Raw genomic sequence first — 26927 nt, 5'->3', positions numbered from 1 at the left:
TTCCAGCATCTTGCCTTCACATATTGTAAGTCCTGGCTAGCTTGGACTTAGCTCTGAGCCGGGTGAATTCCTTAGTTACCAGGATTACCGTCCACACTACAACCACAGAATCAATTACAAGCGAACCCCAATATACTCCGGAGACGCCTAACCATCTTGGCAAAACAAGCATCACTGGCACATAAAAAACAAGTTGTCTGGTGATGCCGATAACGGCTGCCGGCTTCCCTTTATTAATCGCAGGGAAAAAGGTCATGGCCATAAAAATGAGCGACAATAACGGCAGAACCGCCATGTTCAACCGGAAATATAACATTTCGCTGGTCTTAAAGATTTGATCCGGCAGCATTAGCCCCAGAATGGAAGCCGGCGAGATCATGGAAATTATCCAGAAAGGCAAAGTCAGCAGCATGGAAACGAGTGTGAATATTTTATAGGCTTTGATGGCGCGCTCATACTGTTCTGCTCCAAAATTTATGCCGATGACTGGCTGCAAGGCGCGCATTAATCCGAATATCGGCGTCAACAGGAAGGTGAATACACGAAAAACCACTCCATAAAATGCAATATCTGCTGTAGTCCCGTATCTCGAGAGTGCATTAAATACTACAACAGCCTGTACCAGATTCATAAAGTTCATAATGAAAGAGGACATTCCCAGACCAATTATGGATTTGATTGTGGCAGCATCCCGATAGATTGCGAAGACATTCGTTCGGAATGAGGCAAATCCTTTGCCAAAATAAATCCATCCCAGCAAGGTGTAGACCAGCATCCCGATATTTGTAGCCCAGGCAGCACCCTCTACTCCAAAATTCAGCCAGGCTACCAGAATATAATTGGACAATACATCAACTGCCAGTCCAATGCCCATTACCACGGCTGCCGATTTCATTTTCCCTTCGGCACGTACAATCATGTTGGCAGCCAGTCCATAAATCCAGAAAAATGAACCAATCACCGTAATTCTAAAATAGCTGTCTCCAAGAGCCAGAGTTTCCCCTTCTCCTCCCATGATTCGCACCAGCTGTGTAGAGAAAAGCAAACCCAATACCATATAGACAAGCGTTACAAGGATGGACAGATAATTAACATTCCCCATCAAACGCTTCTGCATTTCTTTGTCCTGCCTGCCGAGGGCTAAACTTAAAGCAGAACCGGCACCCACCCCAATCAAGGAGCCCAGTCCCAAGCTGATCTGGGTTAAAGGATAAGCTACCGATACCCCAGCCAGTGCTTCCTCTCCGACAAATCTTCCCACAAATACAGCGGCAATAACCGCATTTAAGCCATAGAGGACCATTGCGATGATAGCGGGCCATGATAACTGGACCATAATATTCCAAAGATTACCGTTGAGAATAAAATGCGTCTGCTTGTCTTTGCTGTTGTTTATCTGTGTTACTGTGTTCATAATATGAATTTTCTCTCCTTCTTTTGACTGAATATGCAAAGTCGTCGTTCAAAAATTATACGGGACTCCTTGCATTAACTAGTCTATAAGACATGTTGGCTAGCAACTACCGCAAAAAGGATTGTTTCTATCTCATATAGGATTTTATCTTTGAATTTATATAAATCTCCCCGGAATAGCCCCCTCTCATTTCCATTCTATTAAAAAACTGCAGCAGGAGTGGTCGCGGCTCCGCAAGTTTCCGGTACATGGTCAATTTTGAATGCTAGGCAATCATTTAGTCCCCCCTACTTAACTCAACAAAAAAAGCAACTTCCCAGTTGGCAAGTTGCTTTTAAAAAAACTCTTTTGTGATAAAGTAACGATGAAAAAAAACGATTGAAGTCAAAAACCGACCTAATAAGCAGCGAACGGATCCGCATTATTCGAAAGGAACTGAGCCCATGTGAATTTGAATTCAGGACTGCCTACAACACTTTCTGCTATATCACCTGGAACAAAAAACACAGTGAATCCTGCATTAGTCAAGTAGAAGTTATCCAGGTATGCATTAGCATCTTTAGTTAACTTATTGAACAGGTCAATAGAGTAGATAGAAGACTCAGTACCTTTTTGGACTTGTTCTTGAAGTGATTTCTTAATAACCTGACTGTAATTGCTGTTGGATTTCAGCAAATCTCCCAGCTTCATTGTCGTACCATCCTGCAGAGAGTAAGTAAGACCTGTTTGTGAGCCGCCTCCATGAGCTCCGCCGAGGTATTGATAATTGGTAAGCAGGAAGCTAATCACTCCATTTTGATTGTAAGTCACCTTGTAGGCCAGTTCGAAATCGTATGTCGCTCCTTCCGCTGGAGCACCAGACTTAGCCAGTTGTTTTTCCGAGGCATCTAGAAACTTCTGTGCCTGAGCTTTCACCGCTTTATTAATTGCCGCTTCGGCATTTTGATTCGCAAGCTGCGATACAACTGGATATACGATATTGATGGTTACATCCTTATGGGAATTAGAAGACTGGAGTTTACCGGCAGTTATAGTCAGTTCATTCATTCCTGCATTCGTGATATTGACAGTACGGGTTTGTCCGTTCCATTGGGCCAAATATCCGAAAGGTTCAACCAAGGCTTGCACTGCAACAAAAGAAGTTCCTCCGATTACCTGAGCTTCGTATCTTTGTCCCAGACCGCTTCCATTTAACTTTACAAGTGCACTGTCGATATCCAATGAATAATTTACAGTATTCTCTCCCAGGGTAAGCTCTACACTATGATTTTTGTTATCATATTTAACAGCTGCACCTAATGCTTGCGCTGCGTCTTTAAGCGGAATGAGTGTATTACCTAATGGGCTTAGGAAAGCCTGAGTCCCGATTGCTTTACCTTTAACCTGGACATTCACCCTGGAGGTTATTGTTGCAGTAGTGGCTGCAGCATGAACTGATCCGACAGACACGGGTAAAGCCGCCGCTGTGCCAACTGCAGCCAGTGCTGCTGACAATAGAAGTACGGACATCCGCTTTTTAGTTGTGAATTTTTTAACTTGAGTTTCCATTTTGAAGATCCCCTTTTAGTCATTTTCTTACTATCACACTATAATCCCGTTATTTCCCGGATGGTTTACAGTATTTTCAGAAAATGATTACAATTTTTACATGGAATTCGCTAATCAATGATGCATTGAAACCATTAAGGCAAATCCAAAAAGTGTCCAGTCATTTAGCACATGCACTATAAACGATGTCCAAATGTTTTTAGTCTTAATGTATGGATAGAGCAGAACAATCCGTACAATGCCGATACCGAGAATGGCTTGTGCAATATTCCAATTATAAGTTGGTAAATGGTATGCGCCAAAAATAATGGATACTACAATCCACGCTAAGATAATCGCAGACTTTCTGTTCAGTTTAAGTTTTTTTACTCCTAAGTACAAAATGACTAAGAATGGAAGGATCGTTATTAATTCTTCTCCAAAAAGCATCGGGAGCATTGTCAGGAACGTCGTAATTGTATCGGAAAAATTACCATTGAATCCTTCACTCACTGGATTTGCACTAAAATTAAATAATTTCGTAATAATAAAACCAACACCATAGGTCACAATAAGATTTACAATGTACGTCCCAAGAATTAATATAATATCTTTAGCAACTAATTTTCTGAAAAGTAATGTCCACTGACTCCGTGCAACAAAGATAACTGCTGCTAATGGGAAAATCACATTTATAAAAGGATGTCCATAAGTACCTCCAAACCCAATAAGAAACAATGCAAAACCTGCAGCAACAGCTATCAGAAATATTAGGCTGGTTTTCAAATTTAGAGTAGGGGATTGCAGTTCACTGTAGAACGGAAAATCATCATTTTTACGCTCAAATCTAAAAAAATTACTTTTACTCATCATTAATCAAATCCTTCCTGAAAATAATGAAAAGCTATACTCTCTGAATACTAAAACCAATGATGCGGAGAATAGAAATACAGTCAGCTGTTTTTTGTACTATCACACTATACTCCCATTTTTTTCTGAAACATTTACATTTTTTTCAGAAAAGAATTACAATATTTACACAAGTTTTGAATAAACTGAAATTAATTCATCACTTAATTTTGCAAATTCATGAAAATGTATAAAAAAAATGAATCTATTTCAGAAATAATTATGTTGTTTTGATAAAATAGACAGGTAATAATAGAATAAACAGTTCTCTTGTTAAAAAACTAAAAAGCGAGGTTTACCAATGTTATGGACCTGAAGCTGTTAAAAAAAATTAAAACGATAAATTTCTTCACATTCTTCTTTTTTTGGACTGTCATCTTTTTTGCTCTTGCGGATAAGCCACCACCTGCTGGTTTCTATGGGCTTATTGCCCTATTATTAGTTTATGGTATTTTACTTATTATCTATTTAAATGATTTTATTGAAAGCTTGATTAAGAAGCGAAGAGGAGTTTTTCTACTCAATTTGTTATATTTCTCCTTGGGAGGTTTTGCTTTCAGTCTAATTCTTTCAATTATTGTCATTAACCTTGTTTCAAATGTAGAAAATGAAGGATATCTAATCTCGGCATTCAGTTCAACCGTAATAGGATTGCTTAACGGGTTATGTTTTTATTTTTTCAACAAGCTGCTTGTGAAGAGGTACAATCTAATGATTGAGCAGAACCGCTCTGAATAATAAAAGAGCCGAATTAGCTAAAGAATGACGTATCGCCAAAAAGCAACTTATCCGCAGATAAGTTGCCTTTTTATCATGATTTTTAACTTCTACACTATATAAATAAAGTAACGTAAACCGACGAATCCCCTGTCCTCACAGGTATTAATCTATTCCCAGACTTTGTTTCTTAAATTCACTCTCGAAACATAACTCCGTGAGATCCCCAGCTCCTTCGCTATCTCCCGCTGTATCCGCTCTTCTCGATCTTCAGATATACTCCCTTGAGCAAATCATCCACTTCCGAATCAAAATATCGATAAGTGTAATGTTTAAAAAACTATATTTACAATTCAGAATGCTCGTGTTTCGCTTTGAGACGACTCCAGCGGCGCTGAACTTCGCTCTCAAAGCTGCGCAGAGCCGGTTCGTTCTCAGGCTTGAGCAGATGGCGGGTCTTACCCATCGTCTTCAGCCAGGCAGAGACTTCAATACGTTTGTCCTTGTTCTCCGGATTGTACGTAATGGTCGTTGTGCCTTGTTCCACTTCATACAGCGGGAAGAAGCAGGATTCCACCGCCAAGGATACAATATCCGTCCCATCCTTGTCTTCGGTCATCCAATTCAACGGGCAGGCAATCAGAATCTTGCCGTAGACCAGACCTTCATTCTGCGCGTACCATTGGGCCTTAGCTGCTTTTTTGAGCAGATCCTGCGGGTAGGCTTCACAGCCGGTGAATACATAAGGAATATTAGTGGCTGCCATGATCTGGGCAGTATCTTTATGCTGGGTAACTTTACCCTGCTGGGTCTTGCCGATGCTTGAAGTAGAAGTCCGGTGACCGAGCGGTGTTGAATAAGACTGCTGTGCACCAGTGTTCATATAACCTTCATTATCATACTCGATGATAATCATTTTATGTCCGCGCAGTGCAGCACCAATGGCTGGTCCCATCCCGATATCCATACCTCCGTCGCCTGTTACCATAACGAAAGTAAAGTCATTCCTCAGGCCCAGTCCATCCAGCTCTCCGCGGCGTTTGCGTTCCCAGAACATTTCTACCACCCCGGACAACGTAGCCGCACCGTTCTGGAAAAGGTTATGGATGAACGTTGACTTGTGCGACGAATAAGGATAGCCGGTTGTTGTAACCATTGCGCATCCTGTATGGTACAGCGCAACGATATCTCCTTCAATTCCCCTGAAGAACAGCTCAAGACCCGAGAAAATCCCGCAGCCCGGGCATGTGCCGTGACCCGGAGCCAGGCGTCTTGGTTTCTTCATCAAACTGCGGATCGGGGGAATCTTCACGGCCAGCTTTCCGGTTTCTTCATTTTTAGTAACAGTAATGAGGCCCGTCTTCAACAAATCGAAATTCATCGGCTTAAGCAGGCGCTGCGGTGCCTTTTCCGGTTCACCAGGATTGTGGCCGTAGTAATCAAACGGTACTTCAACACGGTCAGCAACAACAGCATCCAACGCCAGCTGGAAGAAATGATGGCCATCTTCAGCATAGAAGTCCTTTCCGCCTAATCCGTAAATCCGGCTGATGACTTTAGTCGTTGTATTCCCGTAAGTGAACAGCGCTGCTTTGATTTCGTTAACCATGTTGCCGCCGTGTCCGCCGAAGGAATCCGCACGGTCACCAACAGTAATGGCTTTGACATTCTTCAGTGCTTCCGCGATCTGCTTCTGCGGGAACGGACGGATCATGTTCGGTGAAATCGCTCCGGCTTTGACTCCCTGCAGTCGCAACTGATCCACAACATCCTTAATGATCTCGGACGCGGAATTCATCAGGAAGACAGCCACATCGGCATCCCCCATCCGGTACTGCTCAATCACCTCATAATGGCGTCCGGTCAGATCAGCAAATTCCTGAGCGATCTCTTCGAACACTTCACCGGCATTGTACATGGCCACAGACTGCTGATAGCGATTATTGATATAATCCGGTTCATTCATGTAAGGACCAACAGTAACCGGATTGTTGCGGTCAAGGGTATCGGTTGAGCCGGCTGGCGGCTGTTCGCCTACGAATTTATGCACATCTGCGCGGTGCGCAAAAGCCTGTACGCGGCGCTTCTGGTGAGAAGTGAAATATCCGTCCGAAGCTACCATAACCGGCAGGCGGACTTTGACATGCTCAGCCAGCTTCAGTGCCATCAGATTCATGTCGTAGACCGACTGCGGGTCACGGCACATCAGAATCGGCCAGCCGGTATTGAGTGCAAAATACAAATCGGAGTGGTCCCCGTGAATGTTCAGCGGTCCGGAGATGGAGCGGCAAATCAGGTTCATAACCATGGGCATCCGCGTACCGGCTTGTACAGGCAGCTGCTCAAGCATGTACATGTAGCCTTGCGCACTGGTGGCGTTAAATACGCGTCCGCCGGCTGTAGAAGCGCCATAACAGATACCTGCCGAGCTGTGCTCACCATCTGAGGGCACGAGCATAATGTCATGCTGGCCGCTGGCTTTCATCGTATCGAGGAATTGGGCAACCTCTGTCGATGGCGAGATCGGGAAATACCCCATGACATGATAGTTGATCTGATGCGCAGCATAGGCCGCCATCTCATTGCCTGATTCATATAGGAATTTCTGTTCTACTTTGGCAGAACCTATTTCTTTTTCATAATCAATAGCCATTGTTCATTCCGCCTTTCTAACCAGATTTACGCTTGCGTGATGAGATCGAATGGATGATGCACTGTATGGCTGTCGGCATAGCCTTCCTTCTCGCGCATGCTTGAGAGTGCCGAGGTCGGGCAGGCGCCTACGCATTTCAGGCAACCCTTGCAATATTGATAATCGATGCCCCGCAGGAACATCTGTGAGCGCCCCTTGCGGTCAAGCCGTTCTTCCCACACAAAACACTGGTCAGGGCAGACGGTGTCACACTGTGCACAGTTAATGCAGGACTCATTTTCATAAGCCGGAATCATTCCGGAACGGGAAATGCTCAGGTTCTTGAGGAAGCTACTTCCCGGATTGATGATCGTACCGCCTATAGGCTGAGTTTCATAGCCAAACGGCGAAATGTCGGAACGCACATATTCAGGCATGCTGTCCCCTGCCTCCAGCTCGAAGTGCATAAACTTCACTTCATTGTAGCCGCGCTCAAAAGTCGTAATAGCCGATTGTACAGCCTGCGGATATTTTTTGCCGAGCGATTTCTCAATAACGCCCTTCATCGTTTCAGCAACCAGGAATGGGCAGAGCCGGAACAGGGCACCCAGCATCGCCATGTTTACACGGTTTTTCTCTTTCAGTGCGATGCTTGTCGCGTCGATCACAGCAATGGTTCCGGCTTTCATCTTCAGCAGCTCTTTGAGTTCTTCCGGCGTCTTGGCCGAGTTCACAAGAACAGTGCTGTCTTCATTAATCCCGCTGGTGACATTAACGGTCTTGACAAGCGCTTCGTGGAACACCCCAACCACATGGGGACGCTCTACCGGCGAAGTATCACGGATATGCGTGTTTAAATCACAGAAGCGGATGTGGGCCTTTACAGCAGAGCCCTTTTTCTCTGATCCATAAGACGAGAAGCTTACGCCGTTCAGCCCCGCTCCGACGACTCCCGCTTCTGCGAGCATTTTACCCGCCAGGTTAGCTCCCAAGCCTCCAATAGACTCCAGTCGAATTTCAAAAAATCCGAGATCGTTAATTCGTGGTAATTCAATCATAAATGAACTCCTTTCACTAGAAGACTAGTAATACTCTTGCGAGCATTAATCCCGTTCAGGTCTGGAATAAGCTAAATAATTTTTGTACTTCTTCAACCGTTCAGGCAATTCGTCAGCCTTTGGATTACGTTTTAAAGAAACTTGATATAATTCATCTGCGTGGCCAAGCTTTCCGGAGATTAGAACATGGGAATGTGCTCTATCTTCCTCGGCGATATCAAATCTTACTTTACCGTCTTCCACCTCCAGAGTCCCCCTGACCCCGCAAATTCCACATATTGCTGGGTAATTATCATCATGATTTCTGATTTCTATGAGTTTGGAATGACAGATTGGACATAAACCAGGTTCGCCAATATACTTCGCTTCCGTATCTGGATTCATGAGTGTTTCGGCCACATGACGACCGGATTGTCTTGCTCTCTTAAGTTCTTCCTCCCTGAACACAACTGCTCCAGGTAAGCCAACCCAATTGACCAGCATTTTATCTATTACATTAATTTGCATCGGCAACGTAAAAAGGTGGAGCATCGGCAATGCGAGTGTGTCCCACTCACTTCCTCCTACAGCAATAAGAGAAGCTACTCTTGTTTTAAAGCTTCTTTCATCCGGGCCTTTGCCGGTAGTAATCCCTCTTTCCTCGCGTTGCTTCTTGGCAATCATCCGGAAAGCAATGTCATGAGAAGGCCCCATCCGGTCATTCAGAATCTTCAATAATCCGTTAGGACTCTTTTCATAAATGGCTGAGCTCAAGATTAATCCGTCGCATTCCATTAATTTTTCATCAATAAATCCATAGTCATCATTCTTTATCACACAGTCTCCTGAGCCACACTTTTCAAGCAGACTCACTACACAAGCATTACAACCGGTGCAAGGTTTAATATGTAAATCATTAAGACGCACAAGTTCTACTTCGGCACCAAGCTCCTCAGCACCCATTAAAGCTTCTTTAACAAGGATTTCTGAATTGCTCATTCTTCTTCCGCAACTGATCCCTAAAATTTTCATTAGTAGCCTCCTACAATTCGAATTTGTTAAGCATATTTTCAGAAACTGATCCACGAGATCGTTTCAGCTTTTTCACAAGAACTGGAGTGACAATTGCACTGGCAACAACTGCGAATGCAATTTGTGCGCGGGCACTCTCAACATAAGGCAGATATGCCTGATCGACCTCTGCCATAAGTTGAGGTACCGTTATGGATAACCCGGCTACACAACAAATCGCCGCAGAAGCATGCCCGTCTTGTTTCAGACAGAATCGGTCAACTAACAACATGGGGATGTTATTAATCAAGGTAAAGATCAAGAACAAAATCAGCCCCAGCCCACATGAGCTGAGTGCGCTCTTGAGATCGATATTCGCCCCAAGGCAAAACCCCAGAAAAGGCACCATAAGTGAGGTCCCTGATTTGGAAAAATTACGAACAGCAGGATCAAACATACCCAGAAGAAATCCGACTACAAACGGAATTAAAGTAGCCATGATGCTTCGAGCGTCAATCCCATTTCCGGAAGAGAAACCAAGAATACAGACGGGTATGAACGGTAGCCCGATAAGGTTCAGCAGAGCAAACGCAGAAATGTCAGTGTCATCACCATAATTCTCCATCAGCGCAAGGTACATGCCGGGATTGCAACTAGTGATGCAAGCCACAAGTGCCAGGGTAGAGATTCCTCCAAAACCCGCCAAACCGAAAAGCTTCATAACAACGATCCCAAAAACAACACTAAGAACAAGTTTTACCGCAACTAGTATGCCGCCCCGCCGCAGAGTTGTCACAAGCTGTTGAGGTTTGAACTGAATACCACAGAATACTAGCAGAATTCCCACGATCGTCATCGTTCCCGCATTCGAAAATACAGCAGTGGACGGATTGCCAACCATCAAGGTTCTCGGATAAAAAGTATGCATTATTGCAGCGATTCCCATAGGAAGCAGCATCATTCCGCCTGATATTCCCTGTATTCTCTCTAATATTTTCATGTACGGCGATTCCCTTCTTCCAAGTAATCGTGTCCTTCCTCTATCTGACTGTTACTCTTGCGCATGCTTTATTCCCGGCAGCTTTGGCTAGAGGTGTCATGATCATGGTCATTAGATAGGAAACCAAATAAAGCACCGGATAATTCCCAGTAAATGAGGTGAGAAAGCCTGACAGGTTTGATGTGCCAAGCAGAGCCATCACTCCGCTGATTACAGTTACAGGAATGAAGTTTATTAGCAGACAGCCGACACATTGACCCGCCAGTAAATCCTTCTTTAGAGCAAAAAGCCCCGTAAACCAGTCGCTAATCCTCATCAAGGGAATAAAATCGTTAATAAGACAAGCCAGCGAGAAACCAACCAGGGTGAACACCCATGTTCGTCCATTAATCCCCTCATTCATCAGGGAAGCTGCAAGCGACATCGCCGCCGCAGAGGGAAGATTCAACACAAGCTTAAAATACAAAGAATATGTCTTACTCATTTTCCTGCACCCGCAGCCGATATGGCATGCTCTTTCCATTTTTCTGTTACTTACTTGAATCTGCCCACCCTGGTCAGCTGTTTGGGGACACGGATGCGACCAGATGCAGTGACAATCGCATTCTCTTCACAGACTTCCGTACACCTTCCGCATTTTTCACAAATCGCCGGATCGATCATATGGATATAGCCTGATTTCCCTTGGATTGCATTTTCCGGGCAGACATCAAGACATTCCCCGCAGCCGCTGCATAATTTCGGATCAATGACATAGGCAAGAAAATGGGTACACACCGAAGCCGGACAGGTCTTGCGTACAATATGGGCTTCAAGATCAAGACGGGAGCAGGCAACAGCAGATAACGCCGGCCCCACCATATTTCTTCCAAATGCGCAAAAAGATCCTGCTCCGATTAATTCGCCAATATCTGTTACTAAATCAAGATCCTCTTTTTTTGCGCGCCCTTCGGTAACATCAGTGAAGACTGCTTTGAGTTGCCAGCTCCCCTCACGGCAAATCACACATTTTCCACAGGATGTCTCCGCTGCAGCGCTAAGTAACCCTTTGGCGATAGTTGCCATACAGTGCTTGTCGGTAAAGATTCGGATACTGTCATAAACAGAATCATAGCTTATGAATTCCGAAGTTAAGGCCGGAGCCGATGCGAAGTGCCCGAGCATGCCACCCAGCAGCAGGGGCTTGGCTGGCGCAAGTTCAAGCTCCTCTAACAGAGCAGACACAGGGGTGCCAAGTGCAACTGCCACAACCCTGGTTCTCTCATCTGTTGTAATCATTATTAATTTCTCCTGACGGCGGGAACTGCTTACACCTTCGTAAATCCAGTACGCAGTCTCCACATCCAGCAGGAAGGTAGGTCTCCCTTGCCAGCCTTCGGCACTGAAGCTTTTCACCCATAAGTCACAACGTATTACACCATTGTCTATGGCATTGTATAATGCTGTTTCTTCCCGCAGGACAGGAGAAGCCGGTCCGTACTTCACTGATATAAGCGAGGCCGGAGCTATCTCACGCAGCGGTGCCGCCAACATCTCAGCTTGCGCCTCTGTCTCGGCATAGATCAGAATCTCACAATCCATGCAAATCTTTGCAGCCATTGCCAGCCCTGCTGCTATTCGACTCGCGACATGCGCAAGAATAAAGTCCGTGAATCCATCTAACTCCTGTGCGAGAGAGCAGATTAATACGGGTCTCCCGTCATCTGGATTGATTGCGGATAAACGTTCATCGAGAAGCACTCCTTGTTTATCCGTCAATGCAAGTGCTCTAATTCTTACTGCCGCGTCCGAAGCTGAAATTGCTAGCCTATTCTCCAAAAGCTCCTGAATAGCAGGCTCTTCAGCATTCGGGAAAGGCGACAGAAAATGGGGAGTTCGGCTGACTTCATGTGGCATCTTTATTCACCTCTGGCAACACTCGAATAATCATTCCAAAATTTTTGCGCAGCTATTTCTAGTCGCAGATCACACTGCAGACAACGTTGCGCCTCATCCGGTACTTGCGCTTCAGAATAACCCAGATCCATCGGATCAAAGCATTGGCAACGCTCCTCTGGTGCAACAATCTGTGTTTTCTTTCGCTTTCTATCACTCATGCCTTTAATTGCACCAATTCTCGGGCAAACCGCCTGCTCCGGTGAAAGATTTTCCTCAATATTGCCGTCCCCGCCGAGAAACCGGTCCATCTCTGAAGCAGCCAGGCGCGCACCTGCTATGGCACGAATAACTGAATCTGTGCCTGTTACACAGTCTCCGGCTGCGAAAATACCGGGAATGCTTGAAGCACAGCTATTCGCTTCGACAACAATGCGGCTGCCACGACCAAGGGCTAACCCACAGCCCTCTGCCAAATCAGGTCCTTGACCTACTGCAAAAATCACTGTATCAACCGGGAGTATCGTTTCGCTGCCAGGTATAAGATCAATGACACTCCTGCCATTCTCATCAAACTGGAAGCCTTTCACTTCTGCCATCCGCAGCCCGTTCACTTTACCGTCGCCGCTGCCGTTAATGGCGAGAAACGTTCGGCTGTTATGCACCAGCACTCCCTCTTCTTCAGCCCAGCGAAGCTCTTCAGGAGATGCGGTCATCTTATTTCGGCTTTCAAGGCAAGCCAGATGAACGGTTTCCGCGCCAAACCGTTTTGCGATTCCTGCACAGTCCAAGGCAACGTTTCCCCCACCCAGAATAATTACGTTCTTACCGACAGTCGGAGCCTCCCCCTCTGCCGTCTGGCGCAGAAATTCAATATTCGTATATACGCCTTCCAGCCCGGCGCCCTTCAGTGGCAGACGCGCTCCCTTATGAGCCCCTACGGCTACCAAAACAGCGTCAAATCCTTCTGAGATCAGGGAGGCAGGAAATTCAATCCGAACACCGGTCTGTAATTTCACACCCAACTCCAGGATCATGCCGATTTCTCGGTCAACGATCTCCCGGGGAAGACGATACTGTGGAATCCCGTATTGCATCATACCGCCAGCCTTTTGGCGTTCTTCATAAATAGTTACCTCATGACCTAGCTTTGCAAGGTACATGGCTGCCGTCAGACCAGCAGGACCTGCACCAATAATAGCGACCTTTTTGCCAGTGGCCGATTTTTGGAAAGAACGAGTTTTCCAACTACCGTCATCATGCTCGCAGGCATGGCGTTTCAGGTCACGTATGGCCACCGGTTCATTGAGAAAATTACGTTTACACTCCAATTCGCAGCGATGGGTGCATATGTACCCGAGCGCGTGGGGAAACGGTACTTTTTCGCGCATGACGGCAGCCGCAGCCGGATAATTTTTTTCCCGTATGAACCGCAGATATTTGGGTATATCAATATGGGCAGGACAAGCCGCCCGGCATGGAACCAGGGCATCTGTACGGGACTTTCCAGTCATCTTCTGCGTAATGGCCTCGTGTTCACGAATAGCTCCTGTGGGGCATACCTCTACACAAGCACTGCAAAAGCGGCAATCTGCATCCTGCAGGGAATTACCATCTACTACAACCTGCAACCGGCCCTGAACCTTCTCAAAGCGGATAGCTCCCACACCCCGCATCTCTTCACATGCACGCACACATCTTCCACATAGAATACAGCGGGTCATTTCATGAAGAATAATCGGGTTCCTGACATCCTCAGCAATACGGATCGGGTTGGCCCGGAGGCGGCGCCCCGTATCTCCGACAAATTGGGAAATGGATTGGAACTGGCAGTGTCCGAATTTTGGACAGCCTGTACACTCACTTGGATGTGTTTTGAACATTAAATCAACAGAAAGCTTTCGTACGTTTTCAGCGAGAGCATCCTTACTGTCAATGACCATTCCTTCTTCCGCCTTTACAGCACAGGCAGCCACGACACCCTTTTTCCCTTCCTGACGCACCATGCAGAGTCGGCAGGAGGCAGTGTGACGAAGATTCTCATGGTAACAGAGGTTCGGGATATAGATACCGTTTGATAGTGCAGCTTCTAGAATCGTTCCACCTGTACGCACAGATACGGTCTTTCCGTCAATCACCAGTGTCACTTGTTCGTCCTTCATCGTTTATTCCTCTGCTCTCACATATTCAGCGGCACTTTCACCAGCAAAACGTCCCGTATTCAAGCAATAACCCATCGTGTTTCCGGGTAAAAGAAACATATAGCTGTCCCCGTAAATGGTACAGGTATCTGTACCGGCAGCGTACAGACCGGGTACAGGCAACCATTCCTTATCCAGCACTTCTGCTCTATCGTTTATTTTTATACCGCCAAGTGTGCCATACGCGCTGGGACGAAAGCATCCGGCATAGAAGGGTGCCTTCACAACAGGCTTCATATAAGTCTTGTTTTTGAAGAAGAGCTCATCACTTCTATCACACATATCGTTGTATTCATCAACTGTATCGAGCAAAGCCTCTGGAACGATCCCAAGTTTTTCAGCTAGCTCCTCAATGCTGTCTGCTTTGATAATGTCCGGATTGCCCTGAAGGATGTAATCCTCTACGACCTCATCAAAATCACTGACATCATCCGGGTCATGCACAAAGTTTATGACATCAAGACCATTGCGCTTATACCCCTTTAGAATAGTGGAATCAATAATGGAATAACCTACACGCCCTTTTTGAATAGCGATGGCGTTGCCGGTGAAGGTATTGTTCTGCATTTCTTCCTCATTAATAAAACGTTTGCCGAGTTGATTCACCATCAGGTTAGGTTGCATCAGTACGGCAGGCACACTATCCGGACCGGTATCCGAATGTGGCAGAATGTAGATCATTTCAACAGTCATATCGGTTGTCGCAGCCCCTGCCTCGCAGGCCATACGAATTCCGTCACCCTTGAGTCCGGGTATTGCAAAATTGAACATATCCTCCTTGTAGCTATAGCCGGTGCGCTCCTTAATCATCTCTGGATTATCACCTGCACCTCCCGTAGCTACAACAACAGCCTTGCATCGGAACTCAGTTTCTTCACCATCAGGCCCTCTGCCAATAACTGCGCAGACCTTGCCCTGTCCATCTGTAAGAATACGCTGAGCAGGGGATTCAAGATAAAACTCAACCCCATGCTCACGTGCGTATTCCATGATTGCTTTATTCATGATGGCACCGCCATTGCGGCCAATGCCACCGTTCACTGCTACGATATGCCAGGTCTGCTCAGATTTCGGAAAATATTTGTATGCGCCAGCAAACTGGACGCCCATCTCTTCTAGCCAGGTAATGGTATTGGCGGAATTTTCAAAATACCTTTTCACAAGAGTGGCATCTACGCGCCAATGCGTATATTCCATAAACATTTTGAAGGCCCGTTCTACACTGATATCTACCATCATGGATTTTTGCTGCCGCGTACCTATCCCCAGAGGTCCCATCCCCATATTTGCTGCGCCACCTACCGTACTGTTTTTCTCCAGCACTACTACCCTCGCTCCGTTCTCAGCAGCTTGCGCAGCGGCTGCCAATCCGGAAGGTCCTGCGGCAATTACAACTATTTCTGTCTCGATCCGTCTCATATAAAGTTCCTTTCCTAGAAACATTAATTTAAATACATCCTTAACCATTGCGCACTCCATTCCACCGCCTCATTTGCCAGCTCACGGAAGTTGATTGCATGGGTTTCTTTTGTATCTATGGGAAGTTCGTTATAACAGGCACTATTAAAAGCATCTTCTATATAGCCATGGTGCGCAGCTTGCATCTGCCGTATAAAGACTGGAACGCCTGCCCTGGACAAACGAATTGCATATTGTTCGCCTTCATAGCACAACGCATCACACTCGGCAAGTACTATAATGACCGGCGGCATATTAGTAATGAACCGTTCAGGCGCATGGAGCGGTGATACATAGGGTTCCTTCCGTTGCTCCTCACTTGAATATAGAAAAGTAAACGCTTTCATCAACTCTGGGGCCATATCGGACAAACAGCGCTCCTTCGCTGCCGGATCAGTTACGGCATCAAGATAGGGGTAATGCAAAATCTGGCAGCAAATAGAGTAGCGATCCTGTTCCCTTGCCTTCATTGATGCGGCTGTAGCAAGAGTCGCCCCTCCACTGAATCCCATAACTGCAAACCGTGAAGGGTCCATACTGAAGCTTTCAGCATTTTCGGCAAACCACTTCATTACTCCACAGACGTCATCTAGCGCTGCAGGGTAAGGATTCTCAGGAGCTTTGCGGTAATTTATCCCTACTACGTGACAGCCAATAAGAGTTCTGACTTCCTCGCACAGGTTATCATCCTTGGCAGCATCGCCAAGCACTAGCCCCCCGCCATGCAGCTCAAAAAGTACTGGCGAGTTTTGCCGCTGGGCACGATGCAACCAAACTTCAACACTGTGGCTTTCACCGCAAGGTATTTCCAGCCGCTCTCCATGAATATGCTGTGACAACAGGACCATTCTTTCAGATGCACGAATGGAGGGTATGATTTTAATGAAGCTTTGCAAGAAATCATCCATTTGATTTTCCTGTTTCTGTTCTGTTGAAACCTTCCCATACGGGATAACCCGTATACACTTTGGTTTCTTCTTCACCGTTCAGAGCACGCACAGTGCCTGCCGCAAGTGCCTCCATTTCAAAATCACCCCCGTACACCTTAACAGGTGCGATCCAGCCACAGTATAGCTCCACAAAACCTGTAAAATAGAGGTCATTGCTGACGCCGCCTGTGAGAATGATCCCGTCCACTTGGCCTTGAAGAACTGCTGCGCAAGCACCGACAGCTTTGCATAACTGATAAGCCATAGCATCATAAACAAGCTTCGCATAAGTATTTCCGCTAGCAATTATTTTTTTGATCTCCATGGTGTTATCTGTACCGAGATGACTGACTAGTCCTCCTGTCTTGCTGATCTTCTGGATCATTTCCTGATGGGTGTATTCACCGGAGAAGCACATATCAATAATGGGGACGGCAGGGACTGAGCCAGAACGATTCGGCGCCATAGGACCTTCTCCATTTAGTACATCATTGCCGTCTACCATTCTTCCCTTCTTATGGGCAGTAACAGATAGTCCCCCGCCCACATGCGCCACAATAAAGTTGCATTCCTCATACGGTCTGCGTAGTTCTTTGGCATACCGCATGGCGACTTCTTTCTGATTGAGCACATGTACTCTACTCTCTCGATAAATGCCCCTTATCCCTGTAAAACGGGCCAGCTCCTCATATTCGTCAACATCAGGCGGGTTGACCAAATATGCAGGTGCTCCGCCAAATTCATCCGAGAATGCTTGAATAAGCTGTGCGCCGAGAATTGCCGGATGCTTGACCGTTCTTCCCTCCCGGGAATGCTTAAGAATGGCTTCATTAATCGGATAAATGCCACCAACCATGCTTTCCAAACCTCCACTGTACGCAGCGTAAGCATCCATAGCAGTAAGGCTGATTTTAGCCTTATATAACTCCGATAGAATCGTCTCGCGCCGGTAAGGAAGTTGGTCGCCAATAGTTGCAAAGGTCTTTAGAACTGCCGGGTCATGGGCAACATTCGCTTTGAATACTTGTGTGTTGTTCTCAAAAACCGCCAATTTTGTTGAAGTAGAGCCTGGGCTGAGCGTAAAAATTTTATATATCCTTTCCATGTCTTCACAGTTCCTTTCCATGCTGTGCGCGTACAATTAGCATAATAATATTGCCCATCATTTCGGAAAGCGGAGCACTGCGGGAAAAATCGCAGATCGGCTGTGCAAAGCCTTGAAGTACAGGCCCATATGCATCGGCTTTACCAAAAAGCTGTATCAGCTTGACACCTATATTCCCGGCATGCAGATTTGGAAATATAAGCACATTTGCCTTGCCAGCGACATCACTTTCACGCTTCACTTTGTTTGCAGCCACCCCTGGGGATATAGCTGCATCAAGTTGAAATTCACCATCGATCTTCAAGTCCGGCACTCTGCCATGTACAATATCGATTGCCTTGCGGATAACATCAATACTCTCATGCTCCGTGCTGCCACATGTAGAAAAGGAAAGCATAGCAATACGAGGCTCCCAGCCGAGCAGCGTTTTGACAGTATATCCAGAGGATATGGCGATGTCAGCAAGTTCGTCAGCATCGGGAGCGGCATTCACCGCACAATCAGCTATAGCAAGCAGCTGACCTTCAGGACCCTCAAAGCCCGGCACATTCACAATACCAAGACTTGAAATGCTGCTAAAGCTTTCCTGCATCCCGATAATGCTTTGAGCCGCCACTATAACCTCAGCCGTAGTATACTCGCGTCCAGCAGCTGCACAATCAGCCCTGCCGGTCTTAACCAGCAGCATCGCACAGTTTACTGGATCTTTTGCCTTGCGCAGGACCGCTTTTCTGCTCAACTCATCAAAACGTGCTGTATATTCGTCAGCGAGTTCTTCTAACTGCTGCTCATTCGAATTATTGAAGAAACTGAATGCCTCAGTCGAAATTCCAAGTTCCACCGCACGCGCACTGATACTCTCTGAATTGCCAATTAGCACAGGTTGGCCTATCTTGCGTGCGACCACCTCCGCGGCGGCTTTCAAAATCATTTCATTATCACATTCCGGGAAAACCACCCTTTTGGGATGAAGACGTGCTTTTTGCTCGAGCGTTTCCAGCAGGCTCATTTATATACTCCTTCCATCTGCAGCTATGGCAAAGGCCACCGCGTAGTCTGTATCATAAGAAAGGGAAATTTTCACTTGCGCACATGAGCTTTGCAGCGCCCGTTTGGCGATTTCCCCATGCAGTATCACATTAGGCCGCCCTTCGGCATCATTAAGGATTTCAATCTCTTTGAGACTAACTCCCTCGCCACTGATAGCTAGAGACTTGAACACCGCTTCCTTGCCGGCAAACCGCGTTACATAGTAATAAAAAGGCTCCGGACGGCTTATAGCTTGCGCGATCTCATTCGGAGTATATGTTTTTTGTATAAATGGATCTTCCTGCACCAGCGTAATGGCTCGCAGATGAGAAAAATTCACGATATCTGTCCCCACACCGATCATCGGACTTTCCTCCATATCTAACGGTAGATATATTCACCAGATTGATAACGTGGCGGAATTACCGGTACCTGAAGGAAGGATTGATATTCCCCGCCAGTGCGAATGATGTGTCTGCCCTTATTGTCTGTGTCCCACGCTAGAGGCTCGAACCAACCCTCCCGGATATAGCGGCCTGCCACCTGCACCCGCAGTTTCTCACCTTTATGCCAGATCCGGCTGGAAGGTACAATTTCGATATCCACCGGAACTACCTCTCCCCCAGTGAGCTTCAGCTCACGTTCGTGAGAAAGCACAGGCTGATAGTGGGTACTAAGCTTTGAATCAAGCTCTCTGTGCGAAACACGAATCTTACCCCATGCTCCGGGATGCGGCTCATCCAGTACATGCCAGGGAATCCAATTGCCCTCTCCATCAGCCTTCTGAATATTAATGAAAAGATCCATGTCGTCATGCCCGGCTGCTTCAACATAAAGCCGTAAAAACATATAACCGGTCAGCTCAGTATCCTCTTTAATTTCCATATCAAAGATTGCTTCTCCACTGTCCGAGTCGTAAGTTGCTTCGGATGCGGCAGAAACAGGACCTTCTTGCATGCTCATGCTGGCCGCATCCAGGTAGTAACGTGTATATTGAGTTCGCTCCAGAGGAAATCCTTTTTCCTTGCGCTGTACCTGGTAATCACAATCGAAAGCATCCATAACATCAAGCCGGACACGGGGGGTTAATTCCCAGCCATTATGAATGTCTTTCAGGTAGCGGTCATAGAAGCGCTTCAGGTCCTCAAGATTGTAAGGATCATAAGCATCTGCCCATTCAAAATCGCGATGTACGCGCAGCCATTTCTGCTTCGTCTTAATTTTACGATAGCCCTGAATTGAACCACGCAGATGAAAATGACTCCAGCCGGCGGTACAGTAACACGGAATCGTAATCTTGCTGAAATCAGGAATTTTGTCACGCCAGTAACCGTTCATTAAAGGATATTTCCGTGCCATAGCCACTTGATCATCGACACCGCCATTCCCCGTAACCGAAGCTGCGATGAATTCATTGAAGCTAAGTGCTGGGATGCCCCCTTCATAAATTGCTTCCCGGTACACATCAGTCGTGCCTTCCCACGGGGCTATACAGGCGAGATGGGGAGGTTGATAAGCTGCTACACGATACTGGGTCATGGCTACACCAGAGTTTCCTCCCATACCCACTCGACCGTTACACCAGTATTGAACACCCAGCCATTCGATAAAATCATAGCCATCCTCACAATCCTGACGACTGAACATGCTTACATCACCTTCGGAATGACCTGCACCGCGAGTATCAACGTTGGCAACGGCGTAACCCATTCGGCACCAATACATAGGGTCCGGAGACTCGAACTTTGCGAGTTTGGATACGGTCTGCGGAGGAACGCCCATAATCTGCCACTCACTCATTCCTTCTCCTGGCCTTTTCCCGAAAAAACTCCAGGAAACTAGTGCAGGAATCTTGTCTATTCGATTTTCCGGCATATATATATCACAGTAGATAGTCACCCCGTCACGCATTTTAACGGGTACGTCTTGCTGACAGATCACGCCTTCACCCGCAATGTATGTTCGTTGGTTGAAGGGAGGACAGAAACCTTGTCCCATTGCATCCATTGGATTTTCACTTGCAGAAAGATCAATATCCTGCTCTTTATTAACAGGCCGACGGGCCACACGGTAAATACTCTCAAGCTCTTCGCCCTGAAACATTTCTTTCTTTGTAAAAAATTTGTTCATTGTCCTTCTCCTTATCCGTTCTCGCAAATTTCCAGCACATAATCAACAGCCTCAGCGATGGTTTGTTTCCGGCGAAATTTCATATATGGAATTTCAACATTAAAAGCGTCCTCCAAGAAAGTAGTGATCTGCGAAAAATGCACAGATTTTGCCTGTAAATCACTCGTAAATGAAAGACTTTCCGACAAATCCTCCGGCTTCTTCCCGAATAAAGGCGAAGCTCTTTCCACCAGCTTCGCATAAATTTCTTCACGTAATTCCAATACAATCCCTCCTTGTTGAATACAGCTCATCACACATTTTCAAGCTAAAGTGTCATTTATTGCTGCATGTGATAATTTCAGTATATATAATGAGAGCGTTATCTCCCATGTGCTGCAACTTAATCGTGATCGGTTATTTCAGCAAAGTTTTGTAAAATTGCACAAAGGTTCCTAGTGCTATTGGAGGCTGTTCTCGTGAATCTTCAAAAGATCATCAGAAAACTTAGCGACTGTTGTCTTGCCTGGCCGGAAGAGGCATTACAAACCAAAGAGATTAACGAATTTGCTATCCTGCGACCCTGCTCCGTATTCAAGACTGACTCTGCCTATTTAGGCAAGCTTTCAGATATACCAAGGGACTTTCCAACAGACACCCCACTTTTCTGTATTCAGGATTGTGACGCATCTGTTGATTCTTATACTTGCCTTACCCTTCTGCCAAATGAACTGGATTTGCTTGATCTTTCAGAGAAAATCTCTACTATCCTTGCTCATGAGAATCGGCTTATTGAGCATATGCACACGCTTATCTCCGCACTTAACTCCAACAAAGGATTGCAGCACATGACGAATGAAGCCACCCGCATCTTTGGTAATCCGGTTATCATTGTTGATGCTGGCTATAAATTACTCGCTATGTGTCAAGCACCTATTCCCAGCCGACCTGATATTGAACAACAGAGACACTTAGGTTATGTCCTTGACCGAAATATTCAAAGCATGAAGAAATCCAATTTATACGAGCGGACCCGGATGGCTCTTTTTCCTTATTACTCTCGTGATCCCGAGACCAAGAACGGTTGGATTACAGCTTTTGTGTACGTCCACGGTATAGAATTTGCACAGGTTAGTGTTATGGAGCTTGATCGTGAATTTACTGATATTGATTTTGAACTAGTAAAATTTCTTTGCGAACTGGTTTCGGTAGAATTGCAGAAGAGTGATTTCTATAAATCCAATCAAGGAATGGTTCATAGCTTTCTGCTTACCGAACTCCTTACTGGTGATCTCTATGATGCTAATGTCATTGCAATGCGCTTGGCTCATATGGAGTGGCCGCTGTCCTCTAACTTGCGTGTGTTGACCTTAATTGACCAAAACAACGGTTTTTTTGAGGGAAAAGTTCAACTGGTCGCGCAGCATCTAAGTCAATTCCTGCCAAACAACCGTTGGATCGTTTTTCAAGGGCGCATTGTATTTCTAATCTCTCTCACCGATTCAACCCACGAAATAATTACTAAAGAAGAACGGATTCTGGAGTTTCTGCAAGTAAATAGTCTGACTGCTTCAATGAGTGACTCCTTCAGTCAATTAAATTTTTTGCGAAAATATTACAAACAATGTCTGGCTGCCATCGACTTAGGACTCCAACTTGACTTTAACAAGTCAATCTATGTGTATGAGGACTATCTCTGTGAGCATATTGGAAAAATCATATCTGAACATCATGATCTTGCTGATTTCTGTCATCCGGTTATTCAGAAGCTTATTGCTTATGACCATACCCACAAAACAAGTTTGCTGCCTACCCTTGAAGCCTATCTTCAGTATGTGGACACTCCAGCTCTTGCGGCAAAAGCACTTTTTATCCATAGAAACACTTTGTTCTATCGTATCAACAGGATCCGGGAGCTTTTCCAATTAGACTTAAGCAACGGTGATATTCGTCTCAAACTGCAATTGACATTTCATTTTCTGAACTTAAAATACGAAGTACATAAATAAAACTAATCTTCGAGGAGCTTGTATGGACGTTCCAATTCAAAGAGAGGACTCGTCCCAGCAAACCTATATAACTTTATTCATAATCTGTAGAAGCTTTTACAGCACAAATAAAGGGCACCTTATACCGCCGGGCTCGGAACTTAAGCCTTAGCAGAAAGGTGCCCCCATTAATACTTCAGAGCAGATTACAGTGCGCTATCTTTAGCCATTGAAGCTAATTTTTCAGTCCTGTCAACGTGATTCCTTCTACGAAATATTTTTGACCAATCAGATAAAAAATGACACCCGGCGCAAAGGACATACACGTAGCCGCCATCGTCAGCGACCAGTCCTGCTTTAGTTGGCCTCTAAAGGCGGTTAGTCCCAAGGCTATCGTATACTTATCGCTTGAGTTTATGTAAATCATCTGTTGAAGTAGATCATTCCATAAACCGATAAAGATAAATAATGCGACGACGATCATCGCAGATTTAATGGCCGGCATAATAATGCTGAACAAAATGCGGTAATATCCAGCGCCATCGATCGTTGCTGCTTGATCAAGCTCTCTCGGAATAGACATGATAAACTGCCTAATCAAAAAGATATTAAAAGCCCCGCCACCACAGAAATAAGGCAAAATCAACGGCAGATAGCTGTCATGAATTCCTAAGCCTCTCGTCCACCCAATATATAGCGGAATAAGTGTAACCATGGCAGGTAGAAGCATCGAACCGACACAAAGAGCCCAAATCAATTTTTTGCCCCGAAAACGCAGTCTTGCAAAGGCATAACCGCATAAAGTCGCTGTAAAGGTTCCTGCCAGACAGGCGGGTACAATAATAATCATAGTGTTCCATAAATATTTCCAAAACTTAAAGATCTCTAGCGTTTCTGCATAGTTTGAAAACAACCAATTTCCTGGCAGCAGTGAAGGCGGATATTGGTATATCTCGGCATTCGACATGAGCGACGTGCGAAATATCCACCAGATTGGAAAGAGCACGAGTATAGTAAAAAAAATAACAACGACAAACGAGATCAGGTTCATCCATTGATTATTACGTTTTTTGCTCTTTAATCTTCCGTATGAGGCTACACTCATTTGTCATCGCCTCCTTCATTAAAGATCCATAGGTTGGAGGTTTTGAATAATACACCAGTAAAGCCTGCAAGAATAACAAAAATAACGGCTGTTGTCGCACAAGCATACCCCAATTTATAATTTACAAAAGCTTGATCATACATCAGATAAGTTAAAAAGCGTGAAGAATTACCCGGGCCGCCATTCGTTAATGAAAGAGCCGGCGTAACAATTTGGAGATTGGCAATCAAGCTCATTAGCAAATTGTAAAAGATAATGGGCGACATGCACGGTAAAGTGATATGCAAGAATCGTTTCCATCCATTCGCACCATCCATTTCAGCCGCTTCATGGTAGACGACCGGAACATTTTGCAGCCCAGCTAAGAAAATAACAATTAAGTTACCTGACAGCCAAACCGAAATCAAGGATAGGGATGGAATGACATAGCTGGAATCCGCGATAAAAGAAACTTTGTTCAAACCCATCTCAGAGAGAATAAAGTTAAAAAATCCAAAATTAGCTTCGTATAACCAGGACCATCCTACATATATTGCGGCTGCCGGCAAAACGTACGGTACATAGAACACAGCTCGGAAAAACCCTCTTGCCGGAATTTTACGATTCAGTAGCATCGCAATAAAAAGTGAATAAATCATGCCTCCAACTACCGATAAGACGGCAAAGTAGACCGTAGCGATAATAGAATCTTTAATATAAGGATCAGTGGTAAATAGATTAATATAATTCTCGAAGCCAACAAATTTGGGGTCTGAAAGTCCCGTCCAATTCGTTAAGCTGATCCCGAGCACCCCAATAAGAGGTAAATACGTTAGAAAGATCAGCCCAATGAAGGCAGGGATCAATAATATATACGCGGCTCGTGCCTCACCTGAATGGATACGTGAACGACGTTTCGGAGATTTATTAATCATTTCCATCTCTATCTCCCCACCTGAAGATCATAATATGGCCGCCGCGTGTGTGAGCTTGGCAGCGGCCATTCTTTTACGGACTTTACTAATTGCCTGAATGGGCTGCTTTCAACGCATCCAGATTTTTAGAAATAGCATCCTTAGCGGTCGTCTTTCCAGTCCATACATCCCCTAGAACCGACCCGAGCAAGGTGTTAAACTCTGTCGTATGATTCGTATAGAACCACGCTGCGGGCTTCACAGCAGGTGATTGCGCATAGTCGACTACTGCAGATTTATATTCGTCATAAACAGGGAAGTTAGGATTTTCGACCCATTTACGGGTAAGGGTCTCATCCGTGTACCACTTCTCCAGCGTCGGCATCCAGATCCCCGAGCTAATGAGGCCCCAGTTATTTTCTTCTGAGTTGTACCATTTCAGCCATTCCATCGCTTCTTTTGGATGCTTAGTCTGGGAGAAGACGACATTGGCGCCACCCGTGTTGAGGGTAACCTTTTCCTTCATGTAAGGCAATACTGCAACGCCATAGTTCAAGCCTTCATTCTTGGCCGTATTCAGACTAGTTCCCACGTTCCACGCACCGTTAGTAGCCATGGCAACAGTTCCCGCGATGATGGTTCGTTGAATGCCATCATCAGTCTGTCCGACAGACAACGGAGCAACATGATCCTTCAAGTAAAGATCTGCAACCTTCTGAATTCCCTCTATACTGGCGTCTTCTCCAATTCTCACCTCAGTCCCATCACCCGAATAGAACCCTCCACCATTACCAAGCGCCCAGGTCTCAAGCTGCCATGGTAAGTTTTCAACGGATGCGCCAAACTGTACGATACTCTGCTCATTAAAGCCACTCTCATCAGGATGTTTACCATTTTTATCAAGGGTCAGCTTCTTTGCTGTTGTTACAAATTCGTCCCATGTCCACGCTTTGTCTAAAGCGGCTGGGGGATAGGGTACATTGGCCTTGTCAAACATATCTTTGTTGTAATAGAGGAGTAAGATTTCATTGGCAGCCGCGTAGGCTACGGTTTTCCCTTGATATTTGTAGGCTAAGCTATCCAGTGGTTTGCTGTCGCTTCCTTCGTACATTGTATTTACATCATTCAGCATGCCTTGGGTAGACCACTGAACGACCCCATCTTCTCTGAGCATCCCTGTATCAGGCAATTGCTCTGCCGTAGCCATTGTATTCAGCTTAGTCATGTAGTTTTCCCAAGGAATTGCTTGTACTTCTACTTCAATTCTGTCTTGAGAAGCATTAAACTTATCCGCCACTCCCTGGGTTACATTTCCCTCTTCCGCACTTCCCCACATCGAATAGATAATCTTGACCTTCTCCTCAGGCTTGGAGGTTGCGTTCTCAGATGCTTTGGGTGCATCAGATGCCTTGGTTGCTGTGTTTGTCTCGTCTTTCGCGCAGCCAATGACACTTAACGCTAGTGCAGTTGAAAGAATACCTACCCCGAATGCTTTACCTACTTTCATTTCCCTCTCCCCCTTCATAATTACATAGATATGTCTAACCGTTTGACCCCTTAAGTTATTGAGTTAAACGTTTAGTACCAACTTTTTTAATAATTTCAACCTTTGCTTGGAATCCGCAATTTCGGCCAGCAGATACGACTTTTAATATCGTAAATATTTTCAAAAAGTGGTATAGAGTCTTCATGAACTTGGGATGTTTTAATGAAGTAAGCGCTTTATTGTTATTGTGTCATGATTTTCTATTAGGGAAAATAGCATTTTTCAACCTGATTTTTAAAAATTCCAACCTTTAAAGAATCATCTTTTTCATAAAAACGGCAGAATCAGCTGAACCAAAATATTCAATTGCAGCAACGACAATAAGCAGAGCCGTCCTCCTACCCCAATGGTAGAAGCACTGCTCTGCCTATTTAGCATTTATACACATATGCTGCTGTATGCAACAACGCCTTTTTTCTCTTCTCGAAACATAACTGCGTGA

22 protein-coding genes are annotated in these 26927 nt (G+C 45.4%); 2 read left to right on the top strand and 20 right to left on the bottom strand.

Annotated features, from left to right (window positions below):
* Positions 1-16: 16 nt before the first annotated feature.
* From NSQ91_RS07240 to NSQ91_RS07230, 3 genes are all read right to left on the bottom strand, one after another.
* Positions 17-1414: an MATE family efflux transporter gene (locus tag NSQ91_RS07240; RefSeq protein ID WP_076302143.1), complete on the bottom strand. Its 1398-nt coding sequence runs from the start codon at positions 1412-1414 to the stop codon at positions 17-19.
* Between the two features lie 396 nt (positions 1415-1810).
* Positions 1811-2962 (bottom strand): PdaC/SigV domain-containing protein, encoded by a 1152-nt coding sequence (locus NSQ91_RS07235; RefSeq protein ID WP_248547750.1) that lies wholly within the window; start codon positions 2960-2962, stop codon positions 1811-1813.
* A 114-nt stretch (positions 2963-3076) separates the two neighbouring features.
* Complete coding sequence (locus tag NSQ91_RS07230) at positions 3077-3814, bottom strand: CPBP family intramembrane glutamic endopeptidase (protein WP_076276587.1); 738 nt, start codon at positions 3812-3814, stop codon at positions 3077-3079.
* 342 nt (positions 3815-4156) lie between these two features.
* On the opposite strand from NSQ91_RS07230, the gene NSQ91_RS07225 reads away from it, so the two are divergent.
* Positions 4157-4588 (top strand): hypothetical protein, encoded by a 432-nt coding sequence (locus tag NSQ91_RS07225; RefSeq protein WP_076125314.1) that lies wholly within the window; start codon positions 4157-4159, stop codon positions 4586-4588.
* Between the two features lie 325 nt (positions 4589-4913).
* Here the strand turns inward: NSQ91_RS07225 and NSQ91_RS07220 are convergent, their stop codons facing one another.
* Genes NSQ91_RS07220 through NSQ91_RS07155 form a run of 14 tightly spaced genes read right to left on the bottom strand, consistent with a single transcriptional unit; the run spans position 4914 to position 21237 of the window.
* Positions 4914-7220 (bottom strand): thiamine pyrophosphate-dependent enzyme, encoded by a 2307-nt coding sequence (locus NSQ91_RS07220; protein WP_076125316.1) that lies wholly within the window; start codon positions 7218-7220, stop codon positions 4914-4916.
* A gap of 26 nt (positions 7221-7246) precedes the next feature.
* A complete protein-coding gene (locus NSQ91_RS07215) occupies positions 7247-8257 on the bottom strand; it encodes a 2-oxoacid:acceptor oxidoreductase family protein (RefSeq protein ID WP_076125317.1) in 1011 nt (336 codons plus the stop codon).
* 45 nt (positions 8258-8302) lie between these two features.
* Positions 8303-9268, bottom strand: a complete 966-nt coding sequence (locus tag NSQ91_RS07210; protein ID WP_076125319.1) for a flavodoxin family protein — start codon at positions 9266-9268, stop codon at positions 8303-8305.
* A 10-nt stretch (positions 9269-9278) separates the two neighbouring features.
* Positions 9279-10247: a 2-keto-3-deoxygluconate permease gene (locus NSQ91_RS07205; protein WP_076125321.1), complete on the bottom strand. Its 969-nt coding sequence runs from the start codon at positions 10245-10247 to the stop codon at positions 9279-9281.
* Between the two features lie 40 nt (positions 10248-10287).
* Positions 10288-10731 (bottom strand): hypothetical protein, encoded by a 444-nt coding sequence (locus tag NSQ91_RS07200; protein ID WP_076125323.1) that lies wholly within the window; start codon positions 10729-10731, stop codon positions 10288-10290.
* A gap of 50 nt (positions 10732-10781) precedes the next feature.
* Positions 10782-12143 carry an NADH-ubiquinone oxidoreductase-F iron-sulfur binding region domain-containing protein gene (locus tag NSQ91_RS07195; RefSeq protein WP_076125325.1) on the bottom strand — a complete coding sequence of 454 codons (1362 nt, stop codon included), beginning with the start codon at positions 12141-12143 and terminating at the stop codon, positions 10782-10784.
* A 2-nt stretch (positions 12144-12145) separates the two neighbouring features.
* A complete protein-coding gene (locus NSQ91_RS07190) occupies positions 12146-14284 on the bottom strand; it encodes an FAD-dependent oxidoreductase (RefSeq protein WP_081393540.1) in 2139 nt (712 codons plus the stop codon).
* Between the two features lie 3 nt (positions 14285-14287).
* Entirely contained in the window at positions 14288-15802 is a 1515-nt protein-coding gene (locus NSQ91_RS07185) for an FAD-dependent oxidoreductase (RefSeq protein ID WP_217696513.1), read from the bottom strand.
* Positions 15766-16689: an alpha/beta hydrolase gene (locus NSQ91_RS07180; protein WP_076125327.1), complete on the bottom strand. Its 924-nt coding sequence runs from the start codon at positions 16687-16689 to the stop codon at positions 15766-15768. The genes NSQ91_RS07185 and NSQ91_RS07180 overlap by 37 nt, the downstream gene beginning before the upstream one ends.
* Complete coding sequence (gene buk / locus NSQ91_RS07175; RefSeq protein ID WP_076193519.1) at positions 16682-17815, bottom strand: butyrate kinase; 1134 nt, start codon at positions 17813-17815, stop codon at positions 16682-16684. Before buk ends, NSQ91_RS07180 begins: the two co-directional genes overlap by 8 nt.
* A gap of 4 nt (positions 17816-17819) precedes the next feature.
* A complete protein-coding gene (locus NSQ91_RS07170; protein ID WP_076125330.1) occupies positions 17820-18824 on the bottom strand; it encodes a phosphate acyltransferase in 1005 nt (334 codons plus the stop codon).
* The gene (locus NSQ91_RS07165; RefSeq protein WP_076125332.1) at positions 18825-19208 is read right to left on the bottom strand and encodes a holo-ACP synthase; all 384 of its coding nucleotides are present in this window, start codon (positions 19206-19208) and stop codon (positions 18825-18827) included.
* Between the two features lie 17 nt (positions 19209-19225).
* On the bottom strand, positions 19226-20974 hold the full coding sequence (locus NSQ91_RS07160) for a CocE/NonD family hydrolase (protein ID WP_076193524.1): 1749 nt from the start codon (positions 20972-20974) through the stop codon (positions 19226-19228).
* A gap of 11 nt (positions 20975-20985) precedes the next feature.
* Positions 20986-21237 carry an acyl carrier protein gene (locus NSQ91_RS07155; protein WP_081386479.1) on the bottom strand — a complete coding sequence of 84 codons (252 nt, stop codon included), beginning with the start codon at positions 21235-21237 and terminating at the stop codon, positions 20986-20988.
* 195 nt (positions 21238-21432) lie between these two features.
* Here NSQ91_RS07155 and NSQ91_RS07150 point away from each other — a divergent pair, with 195 nt between their 5' ends.
* The gene (locus tag NSQ91_RS07150; RefSeq protein WP_340917135.1) at positions 21433-22962 is read left to right on the top strand and encodes a PucR family transcriptional regulator; all 1530 of its coding nucleotides are present in this window, start codon (positions 21433-21435) and stop codon (positions 22960-22962) included.
* Positions 22963-23176: 214 nt separating this feature from the next.
* Here NSQ91_RS07150 and NSQ91_RS07145 read toward each other — a convergent pair whose 3' ends face one another.
* The 3 genes from NSQ91_RS07145 to NSQ91_RS07135 all read right to left on the bottom strand — a co-directional run bounded on the left by NSQ91_RS07145 (position 23177) and on the right by NSQ91_RS07135 (position 26446).
* A complete protein-coding gene (locus NSQ91_RS07145; protein ID WP_076125340.1) occupies positions 23177-24046 on the bottom strand; it encodes a carbohydrate ABC transporter permease in 870 nt (289 codons plus the stop codon).
* Positions 24043-24960 (bottom strand): carbohydrate ABC transporter permease, encoded by a 918-nt coding sequence (locus NSQ91_RS07140; RefSeq protein ID WP_340012090.1) that lies wholly within the window; start codon positions 24958-24960, stop codon positions 24043-24045. The genes NSQ91_RS07145 and NSQ91_RS07140 overlap by 4 nt, the downstream gene beginning before the upstream one ends.
* Positions 24961-25045: 85 nt before the next feature.
* The gene (locus NSQ91_RS07135; protein ID WP_076305654.1) at positions 25046-26446 is read right to left on the bottom strand and encodes an ABC transporter substrate-binding protein; all 1401 of its coding nucleotides are present in this window, start codon (positions 26444-26446) and stop codon (positions 25046-25048) included.
* Between the last annotated feature and the right edge of the window lie 481 nt (positions 26447-26927).

Source organism: Paenibacillus sp. FSL R7-0048 (assembly GCF_038004505.1).
Classification (GTDB): domain Bacteria; phylum Bacillota; class Bacilli; order Paenibacillales; family Paenibacillaceae; genus Paenibacillus_AQ; species Paenibacillus_AQ odorifer.
This window is presented reverse-complemented; position numbering and strand designations above follow the sequence as displayed.

Coding starts and splice junctions, on each gene's coding strand:
- NSQ91_RS07140 (WP_340012090.1), bottom strand. CDS start 24,960: ATGATTAATAAATCTCCGAAACGTCGTTCACGTATCCATTCAGGTGAG.
- NSQ91_RS07160 (WP_076193524.1), bottom strand. CDS start 20,974: ATGAACAAATTTTTTACAAAGAAAGAAATGTTTCAGGGCGAAGAGCTT.
- NSQ91_RS07185 (WP_217696513.1), bottom strand. CDS start 15,802: ATGGAGTGCGCAATGGTTAAGGATGTATTTAAATTAATGTTTCTAGGA.
- NSQ91_RS07235 (WP_248547750.1), bottom strand. CDS start 2,962: ATGGAAACTCAAGTTAAAAAATTCACAACTAAAAAGCGGATGTCCGTA.
- NSQ91_RS07190 (WP_081393540.1), bottom strand. CDS start 14,284: ATGAAGGACGAACAAGTGACACTGGTGATTGACGGAAAGACCGTATCT.
- NSQ91_RS07200 (WP_076125323.1), bottom strand. CDS start 10,731: ATGAGTAAGACATATTCTTTGTATTTTAAGCTTGTGTTGAATCTTCCC.
- NSQ91_RS07135 (WP_076305654.1), bottom strand. CDS start 26,446: ATGAAAGTAGGTAAAGCATTCGGGGTAGGTATTCTTTCAACTGCACTA.
- NSQ91_RS07215 (WP_076125317.1), bottom strand. CDS start 8,257: ATGATTGAATTACCACGAATTAACGATCTCGGATTTTTTGAAATTCGA.
- buk (WP_076193519.1), bottom strand. CDS start 17,815: ATGGAAAGGATATATAAAATTTTTACGCTCAGCCCAGGCTCTACTTCA.
- NSQ91_RS07170 (WP_076125330.1), bottom strand. CDS start 18,824: ATGAGCCTGCTGGAAACGCTCGAGCAAAAAGCACGTCTTCATCCCAAA.
- NSQ91_RS07225 (WP_076125314.1), top strand. CDS start 4,157: ATGGACCTGAAGCTGTTAAAAAAAATTAAAACGATAAATTTCTTCACA.
- NSQ91_RS07195 (WP_076125325.1), bottom strand. CDS start 12,143: ATGCCACATGAAGTCAGCCGAACTCCCCATTTTCTGTCGCCTTTCCCG.
- NSQ91_RS07210 (WP_076125319.1), bottom strand. CDS start 9,268: ATGAAAATTTTAGGGATCAGTTGCGGAAGAAGAATGAGCAATTCAGAA.
- NSQ91_RS07165 (WP_076125332.1), bottom strand. CDS start 19,208: ATGATCGGTGTGGGGACAGATATCGTGAATTTTTCTCATCTGCGAGCC.
- NSQ91_RS07240 (WP_076302143.1), bottom strand. CDS start 1,414: ATGAACACAGTAACACAGATAAACAACAGCAAAGACAAGCAGACGCAT.
- NSQ91_RS07205 (WP_076125321.1), bottom strand. CDS start 10,247: ATGAAAATATTAGAGAGAATACAGGGAATATCAGGCGGAATGATGCTG.
- NSQ91_RS07145 (WP_076125340.1), bottom strand. CDS start 24,046: ATGAGTGTAGCCTCATACGGAAGATTAAAGAGCAAAAAACGTAATAAT.
- NSQ91_RS07180 (WP_076125327.1), bottom strand. CDS start 16,689: ATGGATGATTTCTTGCAAAGCTTCATTAAAATCATACCCTCCATTCGT.
- NSQ91_RS07220 (WP_076125316.1), bottom strand. CDS start 7,220: ATGGCTATTGATTATGAAAAAGAAATAGGTTCTGCCAAAGTAGAACAG.
- NSQ91_RS07230 (WP_076276587.1), bottom strand. CDS start 3,814: ATGATGAGTAAAAGTAATTTTTTTAGATTTGAGCGTAAAAATGATGAT.